Source organism: Photobacterium sp. WH77 (assembly GCF_022014395.1).
Taxonomy (GTDB): Bacteria; Pseudomonadota; Gammaproteobacteria; order Enterobacterales; family Vibrionaceae; genus Photobacterium; species Photobacterium arenosum.
Genome location: NZ_JAKLTE010000002.1, coordinates 282,112 through 303,694 on the forward strand (window position 1 = coordinate 282,112; position 21,583 = coordinate 303,694).

Consider the following 21,583-nt stretch of genomic DNA (forward strand, 5'->3'; position numbering starts at 1 on the left):
ATGTATTCATATGGTCATCAATATTACGCTGGCTTGCAAGCAGAAAGCACCTGGTCTGACCCAGGCCTGATGGAACTTTGAACGAAAATCGGATTCATAGCGGCAGAAAATAATAAGGCTGTCAGTTGACAGCCTTATGAGATTACAGAAGCCGCAGTTTAGATTAGGCTTCGTTTTGTGTTGCCATGCGTACGTCTTCTTTTTGCTCGTCAGTGATCAGGCTGTCTACAATCACAGCACAGGCAGCGTCACCTGTAATATTGAGTGCGGTACGGGTCATGTCGAAGATACGGTCCAGCGCGAACAACAGAGGCAGACCTTCGATAGGAATACCTGCTGACAGCAGTACAGCCACCACCAGGAATGAAGGACCAGGTACACCGGCCTGACCCACGGCGCCCAGTGTCGAAGTCACTATGATGGCGACATACGCGCTCATAGACAGGTCGACATTGAACAGCTGGGCAAAGAAGATAGCAACCAGGCCATAATAGATAGCGTTACCGCTCATATTGATGGTCGCACCAAGCGGCAATACGAAAGCCGCCGTGCTGTTTTTCACTTTCAGCTCTTCTTCGCAGGTTTCCATGGTGACAGGCAGTGTTGCCATGGAAGAGGCGGTAGACAGTGCAACTGCCTGAGGCTTCTTCATTGCAGCCAGGAACTTGATTGGCGATGTCTTGCTGAAGCATTTGATCATCAGCGGGTAGAACACGAAGCCGTATACCAGAATGGCAGCGATGTAGACAACGAACAGTTTGAACACCACCATCAGGGCGTCAAAGCCAAACGTACCCACGGCATCAGCCATCAGGCCGAATACGCCAAGAGGGGCGATCTTCATGACTACGTTGATCATCCAGACCATAGCGTCAACGATGGAATTAACACCGTTGATCAGCGGGTCACGGCGTTCTTTTTCCAGTTTAGAAACGGCGAGACCGAAGAACAGGCAGAACACCAGAATTTGCAGGATGTTTGCTTCATTCAGGGATTGGAAAATGTTGGTTGGGATCATACCCAAAATAGTTGCCCAGAACGAAGGCAGGTCACCTTTGTCAGCATAGGTATTTGCGAACATGCCCTGTACGCCGGTCAGGTCGACACCCATACCTGGCTGGAACACTTCACCCATAAACAGCGCCAGTGCAACGGCAACTGCTGATGTCAGGCCAAAGAACCCCAGAGTAATCAGGCCGATCTTACCCGCTGACTGGCTGCTACCCAGACCGGCTGCGCCAGAGATGATAGCCACAGCAACCAGAGGGATCACCAGCATTTTAATCAGGTGGATGAAAATGCTGCCCAGCGGAGCAAACATACTCGCCGAGTGCCCCATCATTGCACCGGCCAGTGCACCCAAGCACATGGCAATGACAACCTGTACTCCAATGTTGCCAAGTAGTCCTTGTTGTTTTAGCACCTTGAACACCTTTATTGTGGAAGTTTGTTAATTGATGAAAGACTTATGTTTCGCAAATGTTGCTTAATTTGAGTCAATATTTTGCGGGTTAAGGTTTTACAGCAGAATAATGCGATAATCAATGTTGAAATTCGTTACTTTCTACTTCTGTTACGATTTAGGGGCGATTTATTCTACTAGGCTGGCGGACTTATGCATTACGTTTTTTATGCCCGAAAAGGAAGGGTGTAACGGAAATGTTAAAAAATAAGCCCCGGCTTAATGAAGCCAGGGCTCTGTTTTAGGGCGGAGGAATCCATCAGCCTCTGGTGGCTTGCTTCATACTGTGGATGAACTGTCCTAATGCGTGGAGCAAAGCGTCCGGATTATCTTTGTGCTGCTCGATGATTTTCACTACAGCAGAGCCGGATATCGCTCCGGCTGCACCGGCTTTGATGGCGTCAGCCACTTGTGCCGGCTCTGAGATACCAAACCCCAGCAGTGCGGGGGGCGCTTTATATTCGGCCAGAGAGGCCAGCAGATGGTCAATGGGCATACCTGCTTTGGTTTCCGCGCCGGTGACACCGGCGCGTGACAGCAGGTAAGTATAACCACCACCCAATTCGGCCACGGTTTTCAGCGTACTTGCTGTGGCATTCGGCGGGGCGATGAAAATCGGGTGAATTCCGTATTTTTCCGCCGCTTGCCGGAACTCTGCGGATTCATTAACAGGCACGTCTGCGACCAGAACCGAGTCAACACCCGCTTCCTGGCAACGACGGTAAAAATGCTCAATGCCGCCTGCAAACACCAGGTTGGCGTACATCAGCAGGCCAATAGGCAACTCGGGGTACTTTTCCCGCACCTGTTTTAACAGCTCAAAACAGGTGTCAGGCGTGGTTCCGGCATCCAGAGCACGGATAGTTGCCCCCTGAATGGTTGGCCCGTCGGCGAGCGGGTCTGAAAACGGAATACCCAGCTCAAGGGCATCGGCGCCGGATTCAACCAGGGTATCAATGATTTGCAAAGAGAGGGCCGGACTCGGATCCCCTAAGGTGACAAAAGGAACAAACGCGCCTTCCTGTTTGGCCGCTAAACGGCTGAATAAAGCTTGATAACGGTCCATTACAGCGCTCCCTTTTCATCCAGAATCTTATGTACGGTAAAGATATCTTTGTCACCACGGCCAGATAAGTTAACCACCAGGAGTTGTTCCTTTTCTGGTTCATCTTTAATCAGCTTGAGTGCATACGCGAGGGCATGTGCCGATTCCAGCGCCGGAATAATGCCTTCATTACGGGCCAGTGCCTGGAAAGCATCCAATGCTTCGTCGTCGGTCACTGAACCGTATTCCGCGCGGCCGGTGGCATTCAGATGAGCATGCTGAGGGCCGACAGACGGGAAGTCTAAACCGGCCGAGATAGAGTAAGATTCCTCCACCTGACCATGTTCATCCTGCATTAACGGGGCTTTCATACCAAAGAAAATCCCCAGCTTGCCATGTTTCAGCGGTGCGCCGTGCATGTGGGTATCCAGCCCCAGGCCGGCAGGCTCCACACCAATCAGTTTCACGCTGGTGTCTTCGATAAAATCGGCAAACATGCCGATAGCGTTGGAACCGCCGCCGACACAAGCGATAACCGCATCCGGCAAGCGGCCTTCTTTATCAAGAATCTGCGCTTTGGTTTCTTCTCCGATAATGCGCTGGAATTCACGGACTATCGTTGGGAAAGGGTGCGGGCCTGCTGCGGTCCCCAGCAGATAATGAGCCTTGTCGTAAGTGGCTGACCAGTCACGCATGGCTTCATTACAGGCATCTTTCAAGGTCGCTGAGCCGGAATGAACCGGAATGACTTCTGCACCCATCAGTTTCATACGAAAAACATTCGGACTCTGGCGCTCAACGTCTTTGGCACCCATGTAAATACGGCATTTCAGGCCCAACAGGGCACAGGCCAGTGCAGTGGCAACGCCATGCTGACCCGCGCCGGTTTCGGCGATGATTTCACTTTTACCCATGCGTTTGGCCAGCAGGGCCTGGCCCAGAACCTGATTGGTTTTGTGTGCGCCGCCATGGAGCAGGTCTTCGCGTTTGAGGTACAGTTTGGTTTTGGTGCCCTTGGTTAAATTCTGGCACAAGGTCAGTGCCGTTGGGCGACCGGCATAGTCTTTCAGTAAGCCGATAAATTCTTTTTCAAAAGCCGGGTCTTTCTGCGCATCAATAAATGCGTCTTCCAGCTGGTCCAGGGCTGGAACCAGAATCTGGGGCACAAACTGGCCACCAAATTCACCAAAATACGGGTCGAGTTTACTCATGTGTCTGCTGTCCTATTCTTATCATCTGTGTCAGTGCGGAAGCCCGCAAGCTGTTCGCTTACCTGATTAAGGCTTCACTGCCTTGAATACCGAGAGTAATTTCTGTCTGTCTTTTTTGCCGGGCTCGCTTTCCACGCCTGAGTTAAAATCAAGGCCACGACAGCCTTTGCTGGCGGCGTCTTTAGCATTACCCGGGTTCAGCCCGCCAGCCAGCATAATGCGGCTTTTCTCTTCGCAGTTATCCAGCAGCGACCAGTCAAATTGCTGACCTGTACCACCGCTCTGATTACCGACCTGAGTATCCAGCAGGTGTCGGTCAGCTGGCCAGTCAGCCAGCTCGGGCAGGGCATCACTGACACCATGGGCTTTCCAGACTTCACAGTCTGCGGGTAATAGCGCTTTCAGCGCTGAAATATAATCAGATGACTCGTTGCCGTGCAATTGAACGGCCGCCAGTTTCAGAGTTTTAGCGAGTTCGGCGACAGCATTGACATCTGCATTGCGAAATACGCCGACGTACTTCAGCGGCGCACCACTCATCACCAGTCGGGCCAGTTCACCGTCGACGGCTCTTGGTGACCCTTCGACGAAAATCAGCCCGCCATAAACCGCACCGCTCTGGTACGCCGCACAGGCATCATCAGGGTGCGTCAGTCCGCAGACTTTATGTTCGCCCAGCAGTACAGTGCGTACAGCCATTTCCAGATTATCTTCACTCATCAGTGAGCTGCCAATCAGAAAGCCACTGGCGTAGTCTGATAAATCACGAATTTGCTGGTTGGTGTAAATACCGGATTCTGAAATTACCAGCGTACCTGCAGGCAGACGCGGAGCCAGCACTTTGGTCCGGTTCAGGTCAATGCTGAGATCGCGCAGGTTACGGTTGTTAATCCCTACCACTTTGGCTTGCAGTGCAATAGCACGCTCCAGTTCTTCTTCGTTACTGACTTCGGTCAGCACACCCAGATTCAGCGTGTCGGCCAGGGCTGCCAGTTCGCGGTACTGATCGTCGTTCAGGACAGACAGCATCAGTAAAATAGCATCGGCCTGATAATAGCGGGCCAGATAGACCTGATACGGGTCTATCATGAAATCCTTGCACAATACGGGCTGGGTCACGTGCTGGCGGACTTGCGGCAGAAAATCAAAGTTTCCCTGGAAATATTTTTCATCTGTCAGTACGGAAATCGCATTGGCATAACGGCTGTAGACCTGAGCAATATGATCCAGATCGAAATCTTCCCTGATCAGCCCTTTAGACGGCGACGCCTTTTTGCATTCAAGAATGAATACCGCGCTTTCGCTGTGCAGAGCCTGATAAAAGTCCCGGTCGCTGGGGATGACATTGGCAATGAAGCTGTCCAGTGGTTGGACTGCCTTACGGGCTTCAACCCAGATTTTCTTATCAGCGACGATTTTGGCGAGTACAGTTTCCATGGTTAACCTCGTGCGGCCAGTTGTTCTACCAGTTGGTAGGCTTTGCCGGATTGCATGACTTCCATCGCTTGCTGAGCATTGGCTTTCAAATCTTCCTGACCAAACAGACGAAGCAGCAGAGCGACATTGACGGCCACAGCGCTTTGCTGTGCTTCCGTGCCTTTGCCCGTCAGTATGTTGGTGATAATGGCACGGTTTTCTTCCGGTTCGCCCCCTTTAATCGCATCTAATGCATGGGTTTGCAAGCCAAAATCTTCCGGTGTCACTGTATATTCGCGAATATCGCCATTGATGATTTCAGCAACCAGAGTCGGGCCGTGAATGGCCACTTCATCCAGACCGCTGCCATGCACCACGGCGGCGCGTTTCATCCCCAGCGCTATCATGGTTTCTGCAATCGGGCGAACCAGAGCGGCATCGTACACGCCCATCAGCTCAATGCTCGGACGGGCAGGGTTAATCAGCGGACCGAGCAGGTTAAAGATAGTGCGGGTTTTCATGGCCTGACGGGCGGGCATCGCATGACGCACACCGCTGTGGTACTGAGGCGCAAACAGGAAACAGACACCTTGCTCATCGAGCGCGGCGCGGGCGTCTTGTGCCGACATCGCCAGATTAATGCCAAATTTGTCCAGCAGGTCTGAAGAGCCTGATTTACTGGAGACGCCACGGTTACCGTGCTTGGCAATTTTTACGCCGCAGGCGGCGGCGACAAAGGCTGCGGTGGTGGAAATATTGATGGTGTTCGCACCGTCACCGCCTGTGCCGACAATATCGGCAAAGTCGTAGTCAGGACGAGGGAAGGGCGCTGCATTTTCCAGTAAGGCAGTGGCGGCGCCGGCAATCTCATCGGGTGTTTCGCCTTTGATTTTCAGCGCGGTCAGAATGGCAGCCAGCAGAGCGGACTCCACGTCACCTTTGATAATGGCATCGAATAATGTGCGGCTTTCGTCTTTTGTCAGCGTTTGCTGATCGTATAACTTGTCGGTAATCGGATAAATAGCGCTGTTCATCTGGGCTCTCCCTTAGCTTTAAAATTCAGTCACAGTGGCGGATTGGCCCGAGACCCAGTCGAGGGTATTTGCCAGCAGTTGCGCGCCTTGCGCAGTCAGAATGGACTCAGGATGAAACTGAAATCCGCAGACTTTGTCCTTCTCGTGGGTGACCGCCATCACCAGGCCATCGACCTCAGCCACTACCCTGAGCGAGTCCGGCACCTGGGTGGCTACCAGCGAGTGGTAACGGGCGATGGTCAGCGGGCTTGATAACTGACCAAAAACGGCATGCTGGTTATGGGTCATCTGCGCGGCTTTACCATGGACTATGTCACCCGCTCCCTCTACTTTGCCGCCATAGGCTTCAACAATGGCCTGATGGCCAAGACAGATACCTATCATGGGGATCTTGCCGGCTACCCGTTTGATCAGTGCCGGCATACAGCCAGCCTCGGCAGGCGCACCCGGACCCGGTGACAAAACCAGTACCGGATTTTGTTTCTCTGCCAGAGCCTGCTCAACCTGTTCTGTGCTCAGGCTGTTGCGAAAAATGGTGACTGGATAACCCATGGAGCGAAACTGGTCGACCAGGTTGTAGGTAAAGGAGTCGAAGTTATCCAGCAGAACGATGTCGATATGTTTGTTCATGAGCGGCTCCTTATTGCACATTGTGTGCGTGACGAATGGCGGTGATCACAGCCTGTGCTTTGCTACGGGTTTCGTCCGCTTCTGCCTGCGGTACGGAGTCATACACCACACCGGCACCGGCCTGCACGGTTGCAACACCGTCTTCGACATAGGCCGAACGAATGACGATACAGGTATCCATATCACCCTGCCCGGTCAGGTAACCGACTGCACCGCCATAGCTGCCGCGACGTTGCTGTTCGACATCGCGGATGAGCTGCATGGCCCGGATTTTCGGTGCCCCTGTCAGGGTGCCCATGTTCATGCAGGCCTGATAGGCGTGCAGGGCGTCAAGATCATCGCGCAACTGGCCAACCACACGGGAAACCAAATGCATCACATGGCTGTAGCGGTCAACCTGCAGCAGATCGGCCACGTAACGCGTACCTGGCTGGCTGATTCGGGCCACATCATTTCGGGCCAGGTCGACCAGCATCATGTGCTCGGCGTTTTCTTTTTTATCGCAGCGCAGTTCCAGTTCGATACGGCCATCCAGATCCAGATCTATGCCGCCGTCCGGTTTTTTACCGCGTGGACGGGTCCCGGCAATGGGGTAGATTTCGACCTGATTGCTGTCGGTGCAATATTTCAGTGCGCTCTCCGGAGAAGCGCCAAACAAAGTGAAGTCGGCATCTTTCAGGTAGAACATGTATGGGCTTGGGTTACCTATCTTCAGTGCTTTGTAGGCGTTCAGCGGTGACGGGCAGGGCAGAGTGAACTGACGGGACGGCACCACCTGAAAAACATCACCCCGTACCACAAATTGCTTTAACTGCTCGACGGTGGCGCAGAAGTCGGCATCACTGATGCTGACGCTGGGCTCGCACGTGTCCAATAACTCGGGCGGTGGCAGGGCAACCGGTTTCAGGCATATTTCTTTTATCTGTTGCAGCCGGCGGCTCAGTTCGAAATAGCTCGCCGTATAGTTGTCGCCGCCGAACAAGGTCGCCTGAAGCTTGCCTTTACGGCGCTGGTGGTCGATAACCAGCAGGGTTTCTGCCACGTAAAACAGGTAATCCGGACAGCGGTTGCCCTGCTCTGCGTCAGGCAGCGGCTCGAAGCTGGCGACCAGATCGTAGGCAAACAGACCGCCCAGAAACAGTGCTTCGCGAGACTGAGCAGGCTGGTGAAAAATGTGCTGAATCAGGCGCAGTGCATCAAAAGGTGATGACTGGCGCAGCCGGCTGTCTTCATCCAGCGCACGGCCACTTTCCTTAAATGTCAGTATCAGGGTGTTGTTGTCCACGGCCAGGTCAACATCGGCCGGGATCTGATTTTTCACGGCCTGCAGCACGTTCTGACCATTGCTGGTTAAGGCTTCCAGGCGTACTTCGCGGCCGCGGCAGACAATGCGAACGGCGGCATCAATCAGCATCAAACTTTTCAGATCTTCCTTGGAATCGATTTCTGCCGACTCAAGTAACAGATTGTGGGGACGGTCGCCACAGATTGAATAATACAGTTCCGTGGGCTCTGAGACATAAGGAACGTCCAGATTCAGAACGTCCAGTTCTCCGACAGCTAAAGGCGTTGTTTTCATAGTGTTTTACCTGCAGCTTCTACAAAGGGTTTCAGTTCCTGCATCAGTTGCTGGAACATGGGGCCGGTCAGCGCCTGATGGCCGTCAGACAGTGCTTCGCCAGGATTGAGGTGAGATTCAACGATGATGCCGTCGGCACCTACTGCGGCCGCCGCGCGGGATAAGGGAATCACCAGCTCACGGACACCCGTGCCATGGCTCGGGTCAACAACAACGGGCAGATGGGTTTTCTGCTTCAGGAAAGCAACGGCATTGAGATCCAGTGTATTGCGGGTAGCGGTTTCGAATGTGCGGATACCACGCTCGCACAGGATGATGTTCGGATTGCCGGCATCATAGATATATTCCGCCGCCAGCAGCAATTCTTCGATAGTGGCAGACAGGCCGCGCTTCAGCAGAACAGGCTTTTTGCTCTCACCCACTGCTTTAAGCAAAGCATAGTTTTGCATGTTACGGGCGCCGATTTGCAGACAGTCGATGTAGTCACACATGGTCTCCATCTGGCTCACTTCCATCACTTCAGACACAGTGGGCATGTTCAGCATCTCGCTGGCTTGCTTGAGCAGTTTCAGTCCTTCAACGCCCATGCCCTGAAAGTCATAAGGGCTGGTACGCGGTTTGTAAGCGCCGCCCCGCAGTGCCACCGCGCCATGCTGTTTGACCACTTCGGCCACAGACAGCAGCTGCTGTTCGGATTCCACCGAGCAAGGGCCGGCAATCACGGCAAATTGATTGCCGCCCACCGACGCATTGCCAAAGCGAACGACAGTATCGTGTGCCTGCACTTCACGGCTGACCATTTTGTATTTGGTCAGGATCGGCTTGATGTTTTCCACGCAAGGATTGGCATCCAGATTCAGTTTCTGCAGCACCCGCTCGTCGCCCAATGCACCCAGCACAATGCGCTCCACACCTGGCATATAAAGGGGTTTGAGGCCGGCATCTTCGATACGTTTCAGGATGTCTTGCGCTTGGCTCTCGGTGGCTGTTGGTTTCAGTACGATAATCATGTTGTTGTCCTTGCTAGCCAGATGTGGAATTGGTTTTAGATTGTTCAGCTATAAAAAAACCCGCGAAAGGCGGGTTCTGGATTCTGTGCAGTCGGCACAGCAAATCTCACGACCCGCTAAAGGTTGTGCTGCCACCAAGTGAAGAAAGCGCGAAGCGGATGATGTTTTTGCTGTAACATAAACAGAACCTGAGTAATTAAATGTTCATCGAGTAACTTCGTACTAGTAAACTAGTTCATGGATATTATGTCAAGACTTTATTTTTATGTTGTTTGATCTTCACAGTCACACCACGGCCTCGGACGGTCGGCTTACGCCTGCAGAGCTGGTGAAACGGGCGACCGATTTCCGTGTGGATGTTCTCGCGATCACCGATCACGATACTGTCGCGGGCCTTGAATCTGCCCAGCAGGCGATAGATGCACAAAATCTGGCTTTAAAGCTGGTCAAAGGCATTGAAATATCGACAGTTTGGAATAATTTTGATATTCACATTGTTGGCCTGAACATTGACCCGGCGCATGCCGACATAGCGTCTTTAATCGCTCAGCAGGCAGAGCGACGAACTGCCCGTGCTGTGTTAATGGGGGAGCGTTTGGCCAAAAGCCAGATAGAGGGCGCTTATGAAGGCGCGAGAGCCCTTGCCGGCGACGCTACCTTAACCCGGGCCCATTTTGCCCGCTGGCTGGTAGAACAAGGGCATGCCAAAACAATGCAGGCAGTGTTCAAGAAATTTCTGACCCGGGGAAATACAGGTTACGTTCCGCCAAACTGGTGCAGTATTGCCGAGGCGGTTCAGGCTATTCATGCCGCTGGCGGGCAGGCAGTTCTGGCCCACCCGGGCCGGTATGATATGACGGCGAAATGGCTGAAGCGTTTGCTCAGCGATTTTGTGGCCGCCACCGGAGATGCCATTGAAGTGGCTCAGCCGCAGCAGGCACAGAATGAGCGCCGCACACTGGCGGAGTACGCTGAACAATTTGGTCTTTTGTCATCTCAGGGGTCGGATTTTCACTATCCGTCACCCTGGACAGAGTTGGGACGCAATCTTTGGTTACCCAAAGCTTCAGTGCCTGTCTGGCAGGACTGGGGCATGGAATAAAATGTTGTAAACCTGTGCCCTGAGTAAGCGCAGGTCTGGAGGAGTGATGAGTCAAATTTTTTATGTTCACCCGGAAAACCCGCAGGCAAGGCTGATCAGCCAGGCCGTGGCTATTGTTCGCAACGGTGGCGTTATCGTTTATCCAACCGACTCAGGCTATGCGTTGGGCTGTCAGCTGGCCAATAAGCAGGCGCTGGAACGTATCTGTCGGATCCGTAAGCTTGACGAAAAGCATAATTTCACCCTGTTGTGCCGTGATTTGTCTGAATTGTCGCTATATGCCCGCGTCGAAAATGATGCGTTCAGATTGTTACGTAATAACACGCCGGGTGCGTATACCTTCATTTTCAAAGGGACAAAAGAAGTGCCTCGCCGCCTGATGAATCCGAAGCGTAAAACGATTGGGATCCGGGTACCGAACAACGAGATCGCACTGGCATTGCTGGATGCGCTGGGTGAGCCTATGATGTCCACCAGTTTAATTCTGCCGGGCAAAGACACAGCTGAATCGGATCCTGAGGACATTCACAATGCGCTCGATCACGCCGTCGACTTGATCATCCATGGCGGGGTGATAGGGGAAGAACCAACGACAGTGGTGGATTTCAGTAACGACAGCATCGACATTGTGCGTTACGGCGCCGGTGATACCACTCCGTTCGAATAAAGGCCGTTCGCCTGTGCGGACAGGGGCCGCGCGGAGAAAGAATAGCGCATTTCCCTTCTTTTTATATGGTATCAGGCGGCGGTATTTGGCATAATTCACGGCTGCTTTGAATAGGGTGGACGCCGTTTCGGCTTAAGACTGCAAACGGCGGGTATCTTGTGTTACTGGCGGACAAAACGTCAGTAACAGAACGATGATTTTTAGAATGTTTCGACGCCTGTGAAGGCGACAAAGGTTTGTCTGATGAGTGAAAAATTACAGAAGGTACTTGCGCGTTCCGGTCAGGGTTCACGACGTGAAGTGGAACTGATGATCCAGGAAGGGCGTGTCAGTATTGATGGCAAAGTTGCCCACTTGGGTGATCGTCTGGATAACCTGGACGTACTTGTGCGTATTGATGGTCACAAAGTAGACCTGGTCAAGCCTTCTGAAGAAGTGTGCCGTGTGCTTGCTTATAACAAACCTGAAGGTGAGTTGTGTACCCGACACGATCCGGAAGGACGCAGAACGGTATTTGACCGCCTGCCACGACTGAGCGAAGGCCGTTGGGTATCTGTCGGTCGTTTGGATGCCAATACATCCGGCCTGCTGCTGTTTACTACCGATGGTGAACTGGCTAATCGCCTGATGCATCCCAGCCGTAGCGTAGAACGTGAGTACATGGTGCGTGTCTTCGGTGAAGTGACTGAGCAGATGGTGAAAAACCTGGTTCACGGTGTACAGCTTGAAGACGGCATGGCCCGTTTTGAAGATGTCGTTTACGCTGGTGGCGAAGGGATGAACCACACTTTCTATGTGGTAATTACCGAAGGCCGTAACCGTGAAGTTCGTCGCCTGTGGGATTCTCAGGGTGTGACGGTGAGCCGACTCAAGCGTGTACGTTATGGCGACATCTTCCTGACCAAAGATTTACCGCGAGGTGGCTGGCTGGAGCTTGAGCTGCAGGAAGTGAACTATCTGCGTGAAATCGTTGAGCTGCCTGAAGAAACGCGTTCGCATCTGACCGTCGAAGGTCTGAAGCGTAAGAAAGGGGTGCGTAAGATCCGTCGTGCCGTTCGTCGTCATGAAGAACGTGTCAGCGATGACTCACGCGGTCGTCGTCGCGACAATCGTCGCCCGGCACCTCAAAACCAGCCTGCTGAAGAGACGGCGCGCTCTGCTGGCAATAAGCGTAAGCCTGCCGGTAACGCTGCCAACCGCAGGAACCCGTTGAAGAACAAACCTGCGAAGCCGCGTACTCGCAAGTAAGCGTCGTTCTCGCAAGAATGCTGTGACGCACAGTAAAAAAGCCGACCCGTAAATGGTGGTCGGCTTTTTTGTGCCTGTCAGTTAATGGCAGAGCCGTTCCAGCGCTTATTTAGGCTGAGCATCAATGCACTGTCCGTTGACATCCTTGCTCTCAGGCCCCATCAGGTAAAGGTACAGCGGCATGATGTCTGTCGGTGTTTTCAGCGTTTTAGGATTTTCTCCCGGATAGGCCTTAGCACGCATGCCTGTGCGCGTACCGCCCGGGTTAATCGCATTCACCCGAACGCGGGTGTCGCTCAGCTCGTCAGCCACCACTTGCATCATGCCTTCAGTAGCAAATTTCGAAATCGCATACGCACCCCAAAAAGCCCGGCCATCGTGGCCCACTGTGGAGGAAGTGAAAATGATACGGCCGTCTTCGGATTTCTTAATCAAAGGCATAATCGCCTGAGTGAGCAGGAATTGTGCTTTGACATTGACCTGCATCACTTCGTCAAATGTGTCTTCACCCAGTTGGTCAAAAGGGCTGAGCACACCAAGCAGGCTTGCGTTATGCAGCACACCGTCAAGGCGACCAAACTGATCGTTAATGGTGTCTGTCATATCCAGATAGTTCTGTTTTGAAGCGCCTTTCATGTCCAGCGGGATGATTGCCGGCTGCGGGTAACCCAACGTCTCTATTTCATCGTATACGGCTTCCAGCTTGGCAACCGTACGGCCCAGCAGAATGACTGTCGCGCCGTGTGCAGCGTAGCTGATTGCAGCCTGGCGGCCAATACCGTCACCGGCACCTGTCACCAGAATGACACGGTCTTTGAGTGAGTCAGCGGCAGTTTGATAATTCACTTGCTTTCCTTCTTGGTAAGGCATTTCTTTGTGCCGCTATTGTAGGCGCTTCACGCTCAGGGTGACAAGCCAGCAGGATAGATCGGTAATGAAAAACAGCAGGTTGCTAAGACGGTTAACTGCCAGTATGGTGTGTTTTCGAGTGCCGGGTGCCTGTCAGGCAATTAATCACTCTGGAAAGCGCAAAATGTAAACCTGAAACGTTAACAAGCCTAGAGGCTTGATTGGATTGGTATTACAATCAGGTAAAACCAGAACATGAGGAAATACTCTTGGATTTTTTGTTTGATTACGGACTTTTTCTGGCCAAGATAATCACAGTCGTGGTTGCTGTCGTCAGTATTTTGGTCATTGTGAAAAGCGTAGGTGGTCGCCAGGGGACGCGAAAAGGGTCGTTGGAAATTACCGATTTGTCTGAACGCTATAAAGAAACCGTTCATCATTTAGAGTCTCACCTGTTCGATAAGCCTTTGCTCAAAGCCAGGGAGAAGGCGGAAAAGAAAGCCGAGAAAGAAAAAGGTAAAGCCCGCCAAAGTGAAATTAAAGCAGCGGCAAAATCGGGCGAGTTGTCAGCGACCCGTGAACCACGACTGTTTGTGCTGGACTTTCACGGCAGTATTGATGCCAAAGAAGTGGCCGGATTACGCGAAGAAATTTCGGCTATTCTGGCCGTGGCTGCTGACGGCGATGAAGTTCTCCTGCGGCTGGAAACCGGCGGCGGTATGGTGCATGGCTATGGTCTGGCATCTTCGCAGCTTGATCGCCTTAAACAGGCGGGTATTAAGCTGACCATCGCAGTAGATAAAGTCGCTGCCAGTGGCGGTTATATGATGGCCTGTGTTGCTGATCAGATTATCTCTGCGCCGTTTGCTGTAGTGGGGTCAATTGGTGTTATTGCCCAGTTGCCTAATTTCAGCAAGGTATTGAAAAAGAATGATATTGAGTTCGAACAAATCACAGCTGGTGAGTTTAAACGTACCCTGACTATGTTTGGTGAAAACACAGATAAGGCACGTGAGAAGTTTCAAAGCGAAATTGAAGCGACCCATGGTTTGTTTAAGGATTTTATTGCAGAACATCGTCCGTCTCTGGATCTGGAAACGGTGGCTACCGGAGAGCACTGGTTCGGTAAGCAAGCGATTACGCTGGGTCTGGTCGACAGTATTGGGACCAGTGACGACTTTATTATGAAGGCGTGTAAAGACCGTGAAGTCTTGCAGGTGCATTATGTTCAGCGTAAGAAACTGGCTGAGCGTCTGGCCGGAGCGGGCAGTGAAGCCGCCGACAGTTTGCTGCTGAAATGGATTAGCCGGGGACAGCGGCCGATTATGTAAATAGTAAAGATATAACCCGCCAGCAGGCGGGTTATATCTTTCTGGCTGAAGTAATAACAACAGATTAATGTTTTTATATTTTTGGCATGTTGTCCGTTGTATTAAATAATGTGAGTGAATATTACGCCTTTGAATCGTTTTATTGGTTGTAAAATAATCACAACGGGTCGTTTTGTAGTAAGAAAACGGATATTTCTGTGAGCTGACACAAATAAACAGGGCTGAAAATAGTCAAAGTTCCGTCGAGGTGGTAATGATCTGCGCCCTGTCTGAATACTGGCTCAGAGAGATGAAAAATGGGGGCTGATCGGATAATACAGCGACACTTAACACAGTGTTTACATATGCAGAAGGGTCGAGCAATTAGCCTGAATTTCTTAAAAACAGGTTGACCTTCTTGTATAGTAGCCCAATATTGTAATAGCGTTGCCGTGCGTACACTGTCACTTTTAGCGTGCAACTATATGTTTTTATTTGAAAATTTCGCGAGCACGAGGACGTAATAGAGTCATATGGGTAAATCTCTTGTTATTGTGGAGTCCCCGGCCAAGGCAAAAACGATTAATAAGTACCTTGGTAAGGATTTCATCGTAAAGTCCAGCGTTGGTCATGTTCGAGACCTGTCTACTGGTGGTAGCAGTACGGGTAAAAAAGCGACTGCACCGTCTACGAAAGGTCTGAGCGCTGAAGAGAAAGCACAGATCAAAAAAGAAAAAGAGCATACAGCGCTGATCAATAAAATGGGTGTTAACCCATATAAAGATTGGGAAGCGCATTATGCTGTGCTGCCCGGAAAAGAGAAAGTCGTCCAGGAATTGCAAAAGCTGGCTGAGAATGCAGATTATGTCTATCTGGCAACCGATTTGGATCGCGAGGGAGAAGCTATTGCGTGGCACCTTCGTGAGCTCATCGGTGGTGATGAAGAACGCTATAAACGTGTTGTTTTTAATGAAATTACCAAAAATGCGATTCAGCAGGCTTTCGAACATCCGGGTGAACTGAATATTGATGGTGTGAATGCGCAGCAGGCACGCCGTTTCCTTGATCGTGTTGTTGGCTTCATGGTTTCCCCTCTGTTGTGGAAAAAAGTTGCCCGGGGTTTGTCTGCCGGCCGAGTTCAGTCGGTAGCAGTAAAGCTGATTGTTGAGCGAGAGCGTGAGATCAAAGCATTTGTTCCGGAAGAGTTCTGGGATGTTCACGCCAATACGGTAACCGGTGGCAAAGATGCATTGCGTCTGATGGTAGCCCAGCAGGCGGGCAAGGCATTTCGACCGGTCAACAAAGCGGACACAGATGCGGCAGTTTCTTTGCTGGAAAAAGCCGCCTATAAAGTGGCTGAGCGGGAAGATAAACCGACCAGCAGTAAACCTTCTGCACCTTACATCACATCAACGCTGCAACAAGCGGCCAGTACCCGTTTAGGGTATGGTGTCAAGCGCACTATGGGCCTGGCTCAGCGTTTGTACGAAGCGGGTTATATTACCTATATGCGTACTGACTCGACTAACTTGTCCAAAGAAGCGGTCGAGGCTGTGCGTGGCTATATTGCCTCTGAATATGGTGAAAATTACCTGCCTGCCAACCCTGTGGTGTACGGCAGCAAGGGCAATGCACAAGAAGCGCACGAGGCGATTCGTCCATCAAGTGTCGATATCCAGCCAGCTGATCTGGAAGGTATGGATCAGGATGCCGTCAAACTGTATGACCTGATCTGGCGCCAGTTTGTGGCTTGTCAGATGACAGCGGCTCAATATGACTCCAGCACCATTACCGTGCAGGCCGATAACTTCACACTGAAAGCCAAAGGCCGGACATTACGTTTTGCCGGTTGGACCAAAGTGCAGCGTCCGTCTGGCAAGAATGAAGATACGACTCTGCCGACCGTTCAGGTGGGTGATGTTCTGACGCTGGACAGTTTAGAACCTAAGCAGCACTTCACTAAACCGCCTGCGCGTTTCACAGAAGCGGCACTGGTTAAAGAGTTGGAAAAGCGCGGTATTGGCCGTCCTTCGACTTATGCATCGATCATTTCTACTATTCAGGATCGTGGCTATGTCAAAGTGGATCAGCGTCGATTCTATGCGGAAAAAATGGGTGAAATAGTCTCTGATCGTTTGGAAGACAGTTTTTCAGATCTGATGGACTACGATTTCACCGCCCGTATGGAAGGCAATCTGGATAAGATTGCAGAAGGACAGGCAAACTGGAAATCGGTGCTCGACAAATTCTTCAGTGATTTTACCGATGAACTGGTCAAAGCCGAGCAGGATGAAGATGAAGGCGGAATGAAGCCGAACAAAATCGTTCTGACCGATATTGAGTGTCCGACCTGCTCCCGTCCTATGGGGATCCGTACCGCCTCTACCGGGGTTTTCCTGGGTTGCTCGGGTTATGCTCTGCCTCCGAAGGAGCGCTGTAAGACCACCATTAACCTGGGTGATGAAGAAGGCGTGGTGAACGTGCTGGAAGAGGACGTGGAAACCGCTGCTTTACGGGCTAAGAAACGTTGTTCTAAGTGTGGTACAGCGATGGATGCCTATCTCATCGACCAAAGCCGTAAACTGCATGTCTGTGGTAATAACCCGGGCTGTGATGGCTTTGAGGTTGAAAAAGGTGAATTCAAACTCAAAGGCTATGAAGGTCCTGTGGTTGAGTGCGATAAATGCGGCTCAGACATGGAACTGAAAAATGGTCGTTTCGGCAAATATATGGGCTGTACCAATGAAGCCTGTAAGAACACGCGGAAAATTCTGAAAAACGGTGAGGTAGCGCCACCAAAAGAAGATCCGGTTCTTTTGCCTGAGCTGCCTTGTACTCAGGATCCGGATGCGTATTTTGTGTTGCGTGATGGTGCATCAGGTCTGTTCCTGGCGGCCAGCACCTTCCCTAAATCCCGTGAGACCCGTGCACCTCTGGTGGAAGAACTGGTTCGCTTTAAAGACAGATTGTCACCTAAGTTTCAGTATCTGACTGAGGCGCCGACCGAAGATCCGGATGGCCTGAAGACAGTGGTTCGTTTTAGCCGCAAGACTAAAGAGAACTATGTCCGCTCAGAAGTAGACGGTAAACCAACCGGTTATACCGCACTCTACGATGCCGGAAAATGGCTCATTACCGATAAGCGCAAAAACGCCAAAAAAGAGAAATAATGAAAAACCGCCGCAAGGCGGTTTTTTTATGCTTCCGTTTTGGTTTTGGCTGGTGAGGTGGCTTTGTCCTGCCCGCTCAGGTTCTCTTCGGCTGATGATGTCAGCTGTGTTCGATCAGCCTTAGGCTTGCGGTTGACCTGAATCACAGCGAACACGACCAGCGTTATCCCGAGCAGGTGATAGATTGTAAATGACTCATCAAGTATGGTGATCGCGAAGACTGCTGTCATGGCCGGGCCGATATTGCTGGTCAGGCTGACTGCCGAAGGGGTCAGGCGCGCCATCGCGGCTGCAATCAGATAGGACGGCAAGACAGTGCAGAAAAATCCCAGTGCAATGCCCAGCAAGGCCAAATCCAGTGAGATAGTGCTTAGCTGCGCCCCTGACCACTGAAAATGCAGCAGAATGACAATCCCGGCACTGGTCATGCCGAGACTGGTAAATAACTGGCTGCCAAGCTGACTGATCACCCGTTTGCTCAGCACCAGGTAAGTGGCAAAAATCATGGCTGACAGAAGCGCGTACAGGCTGCCGAGCCAGATATCATCACCCAGATGCTGAATATCATGCGCGACAATCAGCGCAATACCCAGATACCCCAGCAGGATGGAAAGGAAAGTCCCCGCTTTGGGCGTTTCTTTTAAAACCAGCATGCTGATCAGAACCACGAACGACGGATACATAAATAGCAGTAACCGCTCAAGCTGCGCAGAAATGCTCTCCAGCGCCAGAATGTCGAACAGTGAAGCAAAGTAATAGCCCAGTATCCCAATCAGCATAGCCTGCCAGCCATAGCGCAGGGTTTTTTGTCGCTGCCCGGAACCGCGAAGCAGCCAGCAAAGTATCAACAGATAAAAAGGCAGAGAACTGGCTGCTCTGAGGCTCATGATGGTGACAGCATCACCGCCGAGCTGATAGGCAATTTTGATCAGCACAGGTTTTAATGAGAAAAAGACTGTCCCGATAAGTGCGTAGATAATACCTTGTTTATCAACCGACAGGGTGGAGCCTGGTGCCAGGTCTTGTTCCATTACTCACTTCCTTTTTGTGTTTGAGAACAGGCTGTGAGGCATGGAGGCTGGCTGCATGACTCACAGCCGGGCAGGGGAATTGCTACCGACTGAGGGGTATCCGGGTGAGAAGCCAGCGCAGCAGCAAAATGATATTCATGATGGGTACCTAGGTATCGGTGAGTATTTAAGCTACCGAAGTTTGCATAGCCACACAAGCGATCGGGAAAGATCAGATAAATATGCCAGTTGTTGATGTTCACGGCTGAGAATCTGTGGTGAATCAGCACTACGGCTGCTCCGGGTTTGCCCCGAAGCCAGCCAGTATTTGAGTACCAGTATTTGAGTATTAGTTAATTGAGTATTTATAGAGTGTGACGGACACGGGTCAGGCAAAGCAGCAGCGCAGTGATGAACTGAATGATACCGCACAGCAAGAACAGGCTTTCTGTTCCCAGTGTCACCACCAGATAACCGGATGCCGCCAGACCAAAAGGCATGCCGAGTTTGAACAGTGAGCCGGTGATTCCAGCGACGCGTCCGAGCAGTGTGTCGCTGAAGGCTTCCTGCCGGTAACTCCAGATACAGATAGAACTCATCAAACCTATACTGCTGATCAAAAAGAAGGACAGGGCTAACACCGGCGCACTGGGCAGCAGGGCCGGCAGGGCAAATCCCACGGATTCAAAGGCGATGGAAAGAATCAGCAGCAATCCCAGACCGATACGTTTTCTGATCTTATCGGCGACTAATCCGCCCAGAATACCGCCGATCCCCGATGCAGCAATCAGATAACTGACTTCCAGGTTGGTCATCATGAGCGTGGCTTTGGCAAAGTATATCGCCTGGACATGAAACACAGCCCCTGTGGTGTTAATGACCACAACGGCGACGGTGATCAGGCACATGGTCTTATCTGCACTCAGCGCCTGCCAGCCTTCTTTGAGTGCAGTGAGGACAGGCGGATGAGTCACAGGAGCTGCTGGTGTAAATGGCATTCGGTGAAGTTGCACAAATGCAATCAGGTAGAGAACGATGAGCAGCAGGAACACCTGATGGATTGCCGCCATCAGTAGCAGCACACCGGACAGTACCGGCCCGACGGTCTCAAGAAAGCTGTACATGGTGCTGAAACGTGCGGTTGCCGTATTTTGCAATGCTTGCGGCAGCGCTGTTTTCATCATGCCAAGCCGCGCATTGTGGTAGCCGTAATCGAAAGCCATCATCATGAAAGCGGCCGGAAAGAGTGCCCAGAGTGGCTCTGCCAGCCATTCTACGGCGGTATAAGCAATGAGCAAGCAAAGACACTGGCCAATCAGCATGGCCTGTGACCAGTGCTTGCGGTTCACACGGTCGACCCAAACCCCGATGAACAGTGCCAGCAACAGATTCGGTAAATACTCTACAGCGCGCATCCAGCCCATCCATTCGGACGATGCTGTCAGCTCATACACGAGCAGTGGCAGCGCCAGACTGTAAATTTTGGCGCCGAAGGCAGCAAAAAAGGCACTGGAGAGCAGAATGAGAAACTTCGGCTCTTGCCAAATGCCCATTTGGGGTTGGGTGACGGTTGTCATCATAAATTCCTTTTCACATCATAGAGATTTACGATTATCCGTGATAAAAGTGGAAGAAAAAGTGTAAACAATAACAAGGGATTTCACTTTTTATGCGCTATTGGCGAGCATTAATGTATTTCAGGGAAGAACTGGCGGTCGGACAAGCCCGGTCAATCTCACTCGACACTTTGGCGCAGAGACTCGCCTGTACCCGGCGCAATGCTCAGATTGTGATTAAGAAGCTGGTTGAGGAAGGCTGGATAAGCTGGCAGCCGGGTGTCGGTCGCGGTAACTTACCGACAATTTGTCTGAAAAAACCGGTTGATTCGGTTCTTAAGCAGGAAGCATTGTCGCTGCTGGCTCAGCATCAGGTGGAGCGTGCCACAGCTTTAGTGCCCGAGCCACAAAGGCAGGGGTTGCTGGCAGAGTACCTGGCAGGTTGCCGTCGTTCGGATAACCGTTCGGATAACCGAGCGATACCGCAGCAGGAACATAGCGATGTGCTGCGTATCCCGTTTTATCGGGGGATTCATGATCTGGATGCCGTGCAGCTCTCCCGGCGGACCGAAGTGCATCTCGGCAGCTACCTTTATGCCGGTTTGCTGCAACGGGATCCTGATTCAGGGCGGATTCACGGTGACTTAGCCGCACACTGGGAGCGTGATGGCTGCGACTGGCATATCACACTTAGAAAAGGGCTGACGTTTCATGACGGTTCGCCCCTGGATGCTTTAGCGGTGCAAGCCCATTTTGCCCGTTTGCAAGCGTCTGACAGCAGTAACCGCAGGCTGTTCGAATGTATTGAGGAGGTTGTGGTGTTCGCGCCGCTGCGCTTGAAACTGACCACAAATGCCACGGCTGGTTTCATACCAACCCTGTTAACACAAAAGGCGGCAGGTATCTCGAAAGTGTCCCGCGACGGGCGGATTCTCGGCGCCGGTGCTTTTCGTCTTGATGAGCGTACTGAGTGGCTGACCCGGCTGAGTGCATTTGACCAATACCATGGTTATCGGCCCTGGCTCGATGCCGTGGAGATCTGGAACATTGGCGATCAGGCAATGGATTTTGAGGTCAGCAGTGATGTGGTTCATCCCTGGCTGGTGCCTGTCTCTTGATCACATTTCCTGCTCAAGAGACAAGGCAAGGTGATATCCCTCAAGGATGGTTTGTAATCTAAACCATCCTTCCCATAACCGCTCCCAGCCAACAATCCCGGTTCGTTTACTGTCATTCCAGCCTGCCAATCGGCCTAAACTTAGGTATGCCCAATGCATACTTGGT

The 21,583-nt window shown here is 51.8% G+C and carries 17 protein-coding genes and 1 pseudogene; 6 read left to right on the top strand and 12 right to left on the bottom strand.

Translation table 11 applies throughout. From position 1 onward, the window contains the following. Positions 1-163: 163 nt before the first annotated feature. From L6J37_RS03755 to L6J37_RS03790, 8 genes are all read right to left on the bottom strand, one after another. Entirely contained in the window at positions 164-1,432 is a 1,269-nt protein-coding gene (locus L6J37_RS03755) for a dicarboxylate/amino acid:cation symporter (protein ID WP_330872736.1), read from the bottom strand. A 289-nt stretch (positions 1,433-1,721) separates the two neighbouring features. After that, positions 1,722-2,528, bottom strand: a complete 807-nt coding sequence (gene trpA / locus L6J37_RS03760; RefSeq protein ID WP_218383072.1) for a tryptophan synthase subunit alpha — start codon at positions 2,526-2,528, stop codon at positions 1,722-1,724. Further along, a complete protein-coding gene (gene trpB / locus L6J37_RS03765) occupies positions 2,528-3,718 on the bottom strand; it encodes a tryptophan synthase subunit beta (RefSeq protein WP_192015290.1) in 1,191 nt (396 codons plus the stop codon). Before trpB ends, trpA begins: the two co-directional genes overlap by 1 nt. 66 nt (positions 3,719-3,784) lie before the next feature. After that, complete coding sequence (trpCF, locus tag L6J37_RS03770) at positions 3,785-5,155, bottom strand: bifunctional indole-3-glycerol-phosphate synthase TrpC/phosphoribosylanthranilate isomerase TrpF (protein ID WP_237794166.1); 1,371 nt, start codon at positions 5,153-5,155, stop codon at positions 3,785-3,787. Between the two features lie 2 nt (positions 5,156-5,157). After that, complete coding sequence (gene trpD, locus L6J37_RS03775) at positions 5,158-6,168, bottom strand: anthranilate phosphoribosyltransferase (protein ID WP_255557827.1); 1,011 nt, start codon at positions 6,166-6,168, stop codon at positions 5,158-5,160. Positions 6,169-6,186: 18 nt separating this feature from the next. Then, positions 6,187-6,798 carry an aminodeoxychorismate/anthranilate synthase component II gene (locus tag L6J37_RS03780; RefSeq protein WP_237794167.1) on the bottom strand — a complete coding sequence of 204 codons (612 nt, stop codon included), beginning with the start codon at positions 6,796-6,798 and terminating at the stop codon, positions 6,187-6,189. Positions 6,799-6,808: 10 nt separating this feature from the next. Further along, entirely contained in the window at positions 6,809-8,377 is a 1,569-nt protein-coding gene (locus L6J37_RS03785) for an anthranilate synthase component 1 (protein WP_192015293.1), read from the bottom strand. Next, complete coding sequence (locus L6J37_RS03790) at positions 8,374-9,387, bottom strand: bifunctional 3-deoxy-7-phosphoheptulonate synthase/chorismate mutase (protein WP_237794169.1); 1,014 nt, start codon at positions 9,385-9,387, stop codon at positions 8,374-8,376. The genes L6J37_RS03785 and L6J37_RS03790 overlap by 4 nt, the downstream gene beginning before the upstream one ends. Positions 9,388-9,652: 265 nt before the next feature. Between L6J37_RS03790 and rnm the strand changes: the two genes are divergently transcribed. From rnm to rluB, 3 genes are all read left to right on the top strand, one after another. Further along, on the top strand, positions 9,653-10,489 hold the full coding sequence (rnm, locus tag L6J37_RS03795) for an RNase RNM (RefSeq protein ID WP_237794170.1): 837 nt from the start codon (positions 9,653-9,655) through the stop codon (positions 10,487-10,489). A 46-nt stretch (positions 10,490-10,535) separates the two neighbouring features. Further along, the gene (locus L6J37_RS03800) at positions 10,536-11,156 is read left to right on the top strand and encodes an L-threonylcarbamoyladenylate synthase (RefSeq protein WP_192015296.1); all 621 of its coding nucleotides are present in this window, start codon (positions 10,536-10,538) and stop codon (positions 11,154-11,156) included. A 243-nt stretch (positions 11,157-11,399) separates the two neighbouring features. Beyond that, positions 11,400-12,404, top strand: coding sequence for a 23S rRNA pseudouridine(2605) synthase RluB (gene rluB / locus L6J37_RS03805; protein ID WP_192015297.1), 1,005 nt, complete (start codon positions 11,400-11,402; stop codon positions 12,402-12,404). 105 nt (positions 12,405-12,509) lie between these two features. Here the strand turns inward: rluB and L6J37_RS03810 are convergent, their stop codons facing one another. Continuing rightward, on the bottom strand, positions 12,510-13,250 hold the full coding sequence (locus L6J37_RS03810) for a YciK family oxidoreductase (protein WP_192015298.1): 741 nt from the start codon (positions 13,248-13,250) through the stop codon (positions 12,510-12,512). Between the two features lie 272 nt (positions 13,251-13,522). On the opposite strand from L6J37_RS03810, the gene sohB reads away from it, so the two are divergent. Beyond that, a complete protein-coding gene (sohB, locus tag L6J37_RS03815; protein WP_192015299.1) occupies positions 13,523-14,584 on the top strand; it encodes a protease SohB in 1,062 nt (353 codons plus the stop codon). A gap of 512 nt (positions 14,585-15,096) precedes the next feature. Beyond that, complete coding sequence (topA, locus tag L6J37_RS03820) at positions 15,097-17,733, top strand: type I DNA topoisomerase (protein WP_192015300.1); 2,637 nt, start codon at positions 15,097-15,099, stop codon at positions 17,731-17,733. 26 nt (positions 17,734-17,759) lie between these two features. Here topA and L6J37_RS03825 read toward each other — a convergent pair whose 3' ends face one another. Then, positions 17,760-18,764, bottom strand: coding sequence for a DMT family transporter (locus L6J37_RS03825; RefSeq protein WP_192015301.1), 1,005 nt, complete (start codon positions 18,762-18,764; stop codon positions 17,760-17,762). 344 nt (positions 18,765-19,108) lie between these two features. Further along, positions 19,109-20,320: an MFS transporter gene (locus L6J37_RS03830; RefSeq protein WP_237794177.1), complete on the bottom strand. Its 1,212-nt coding sequence runs from the start codon at positions 20,318-20,320 to the stop codon at positions 19,109-19,111. Positions 20,321-20,412: 92 nt separating this feature from the next. Between L6J37_RS03830 and L6J37_RS03835 the strand changes: the two genes are divergently transcribed. After that, positions 20,413-21,417: an SgrR family transcriptional regulator gene (locus L6J37_RS03835; RefSeq protein WP_237794171.1), complete on the top strand. Its 1,005-nt coding sequence runs from the start codon at positions 20,413-20,415 to the stop codon at positions 21,415-21,417. Here L6J37_RS03835 and L6J37_RS03840 read toward each other — a convergent pair. Continuing rightward, positions 21,418-21,583 (bottom strand): annotated as a pseudogene (locus L6J37_RS03840) (IS4 family transposase); the annotation flags it as partial.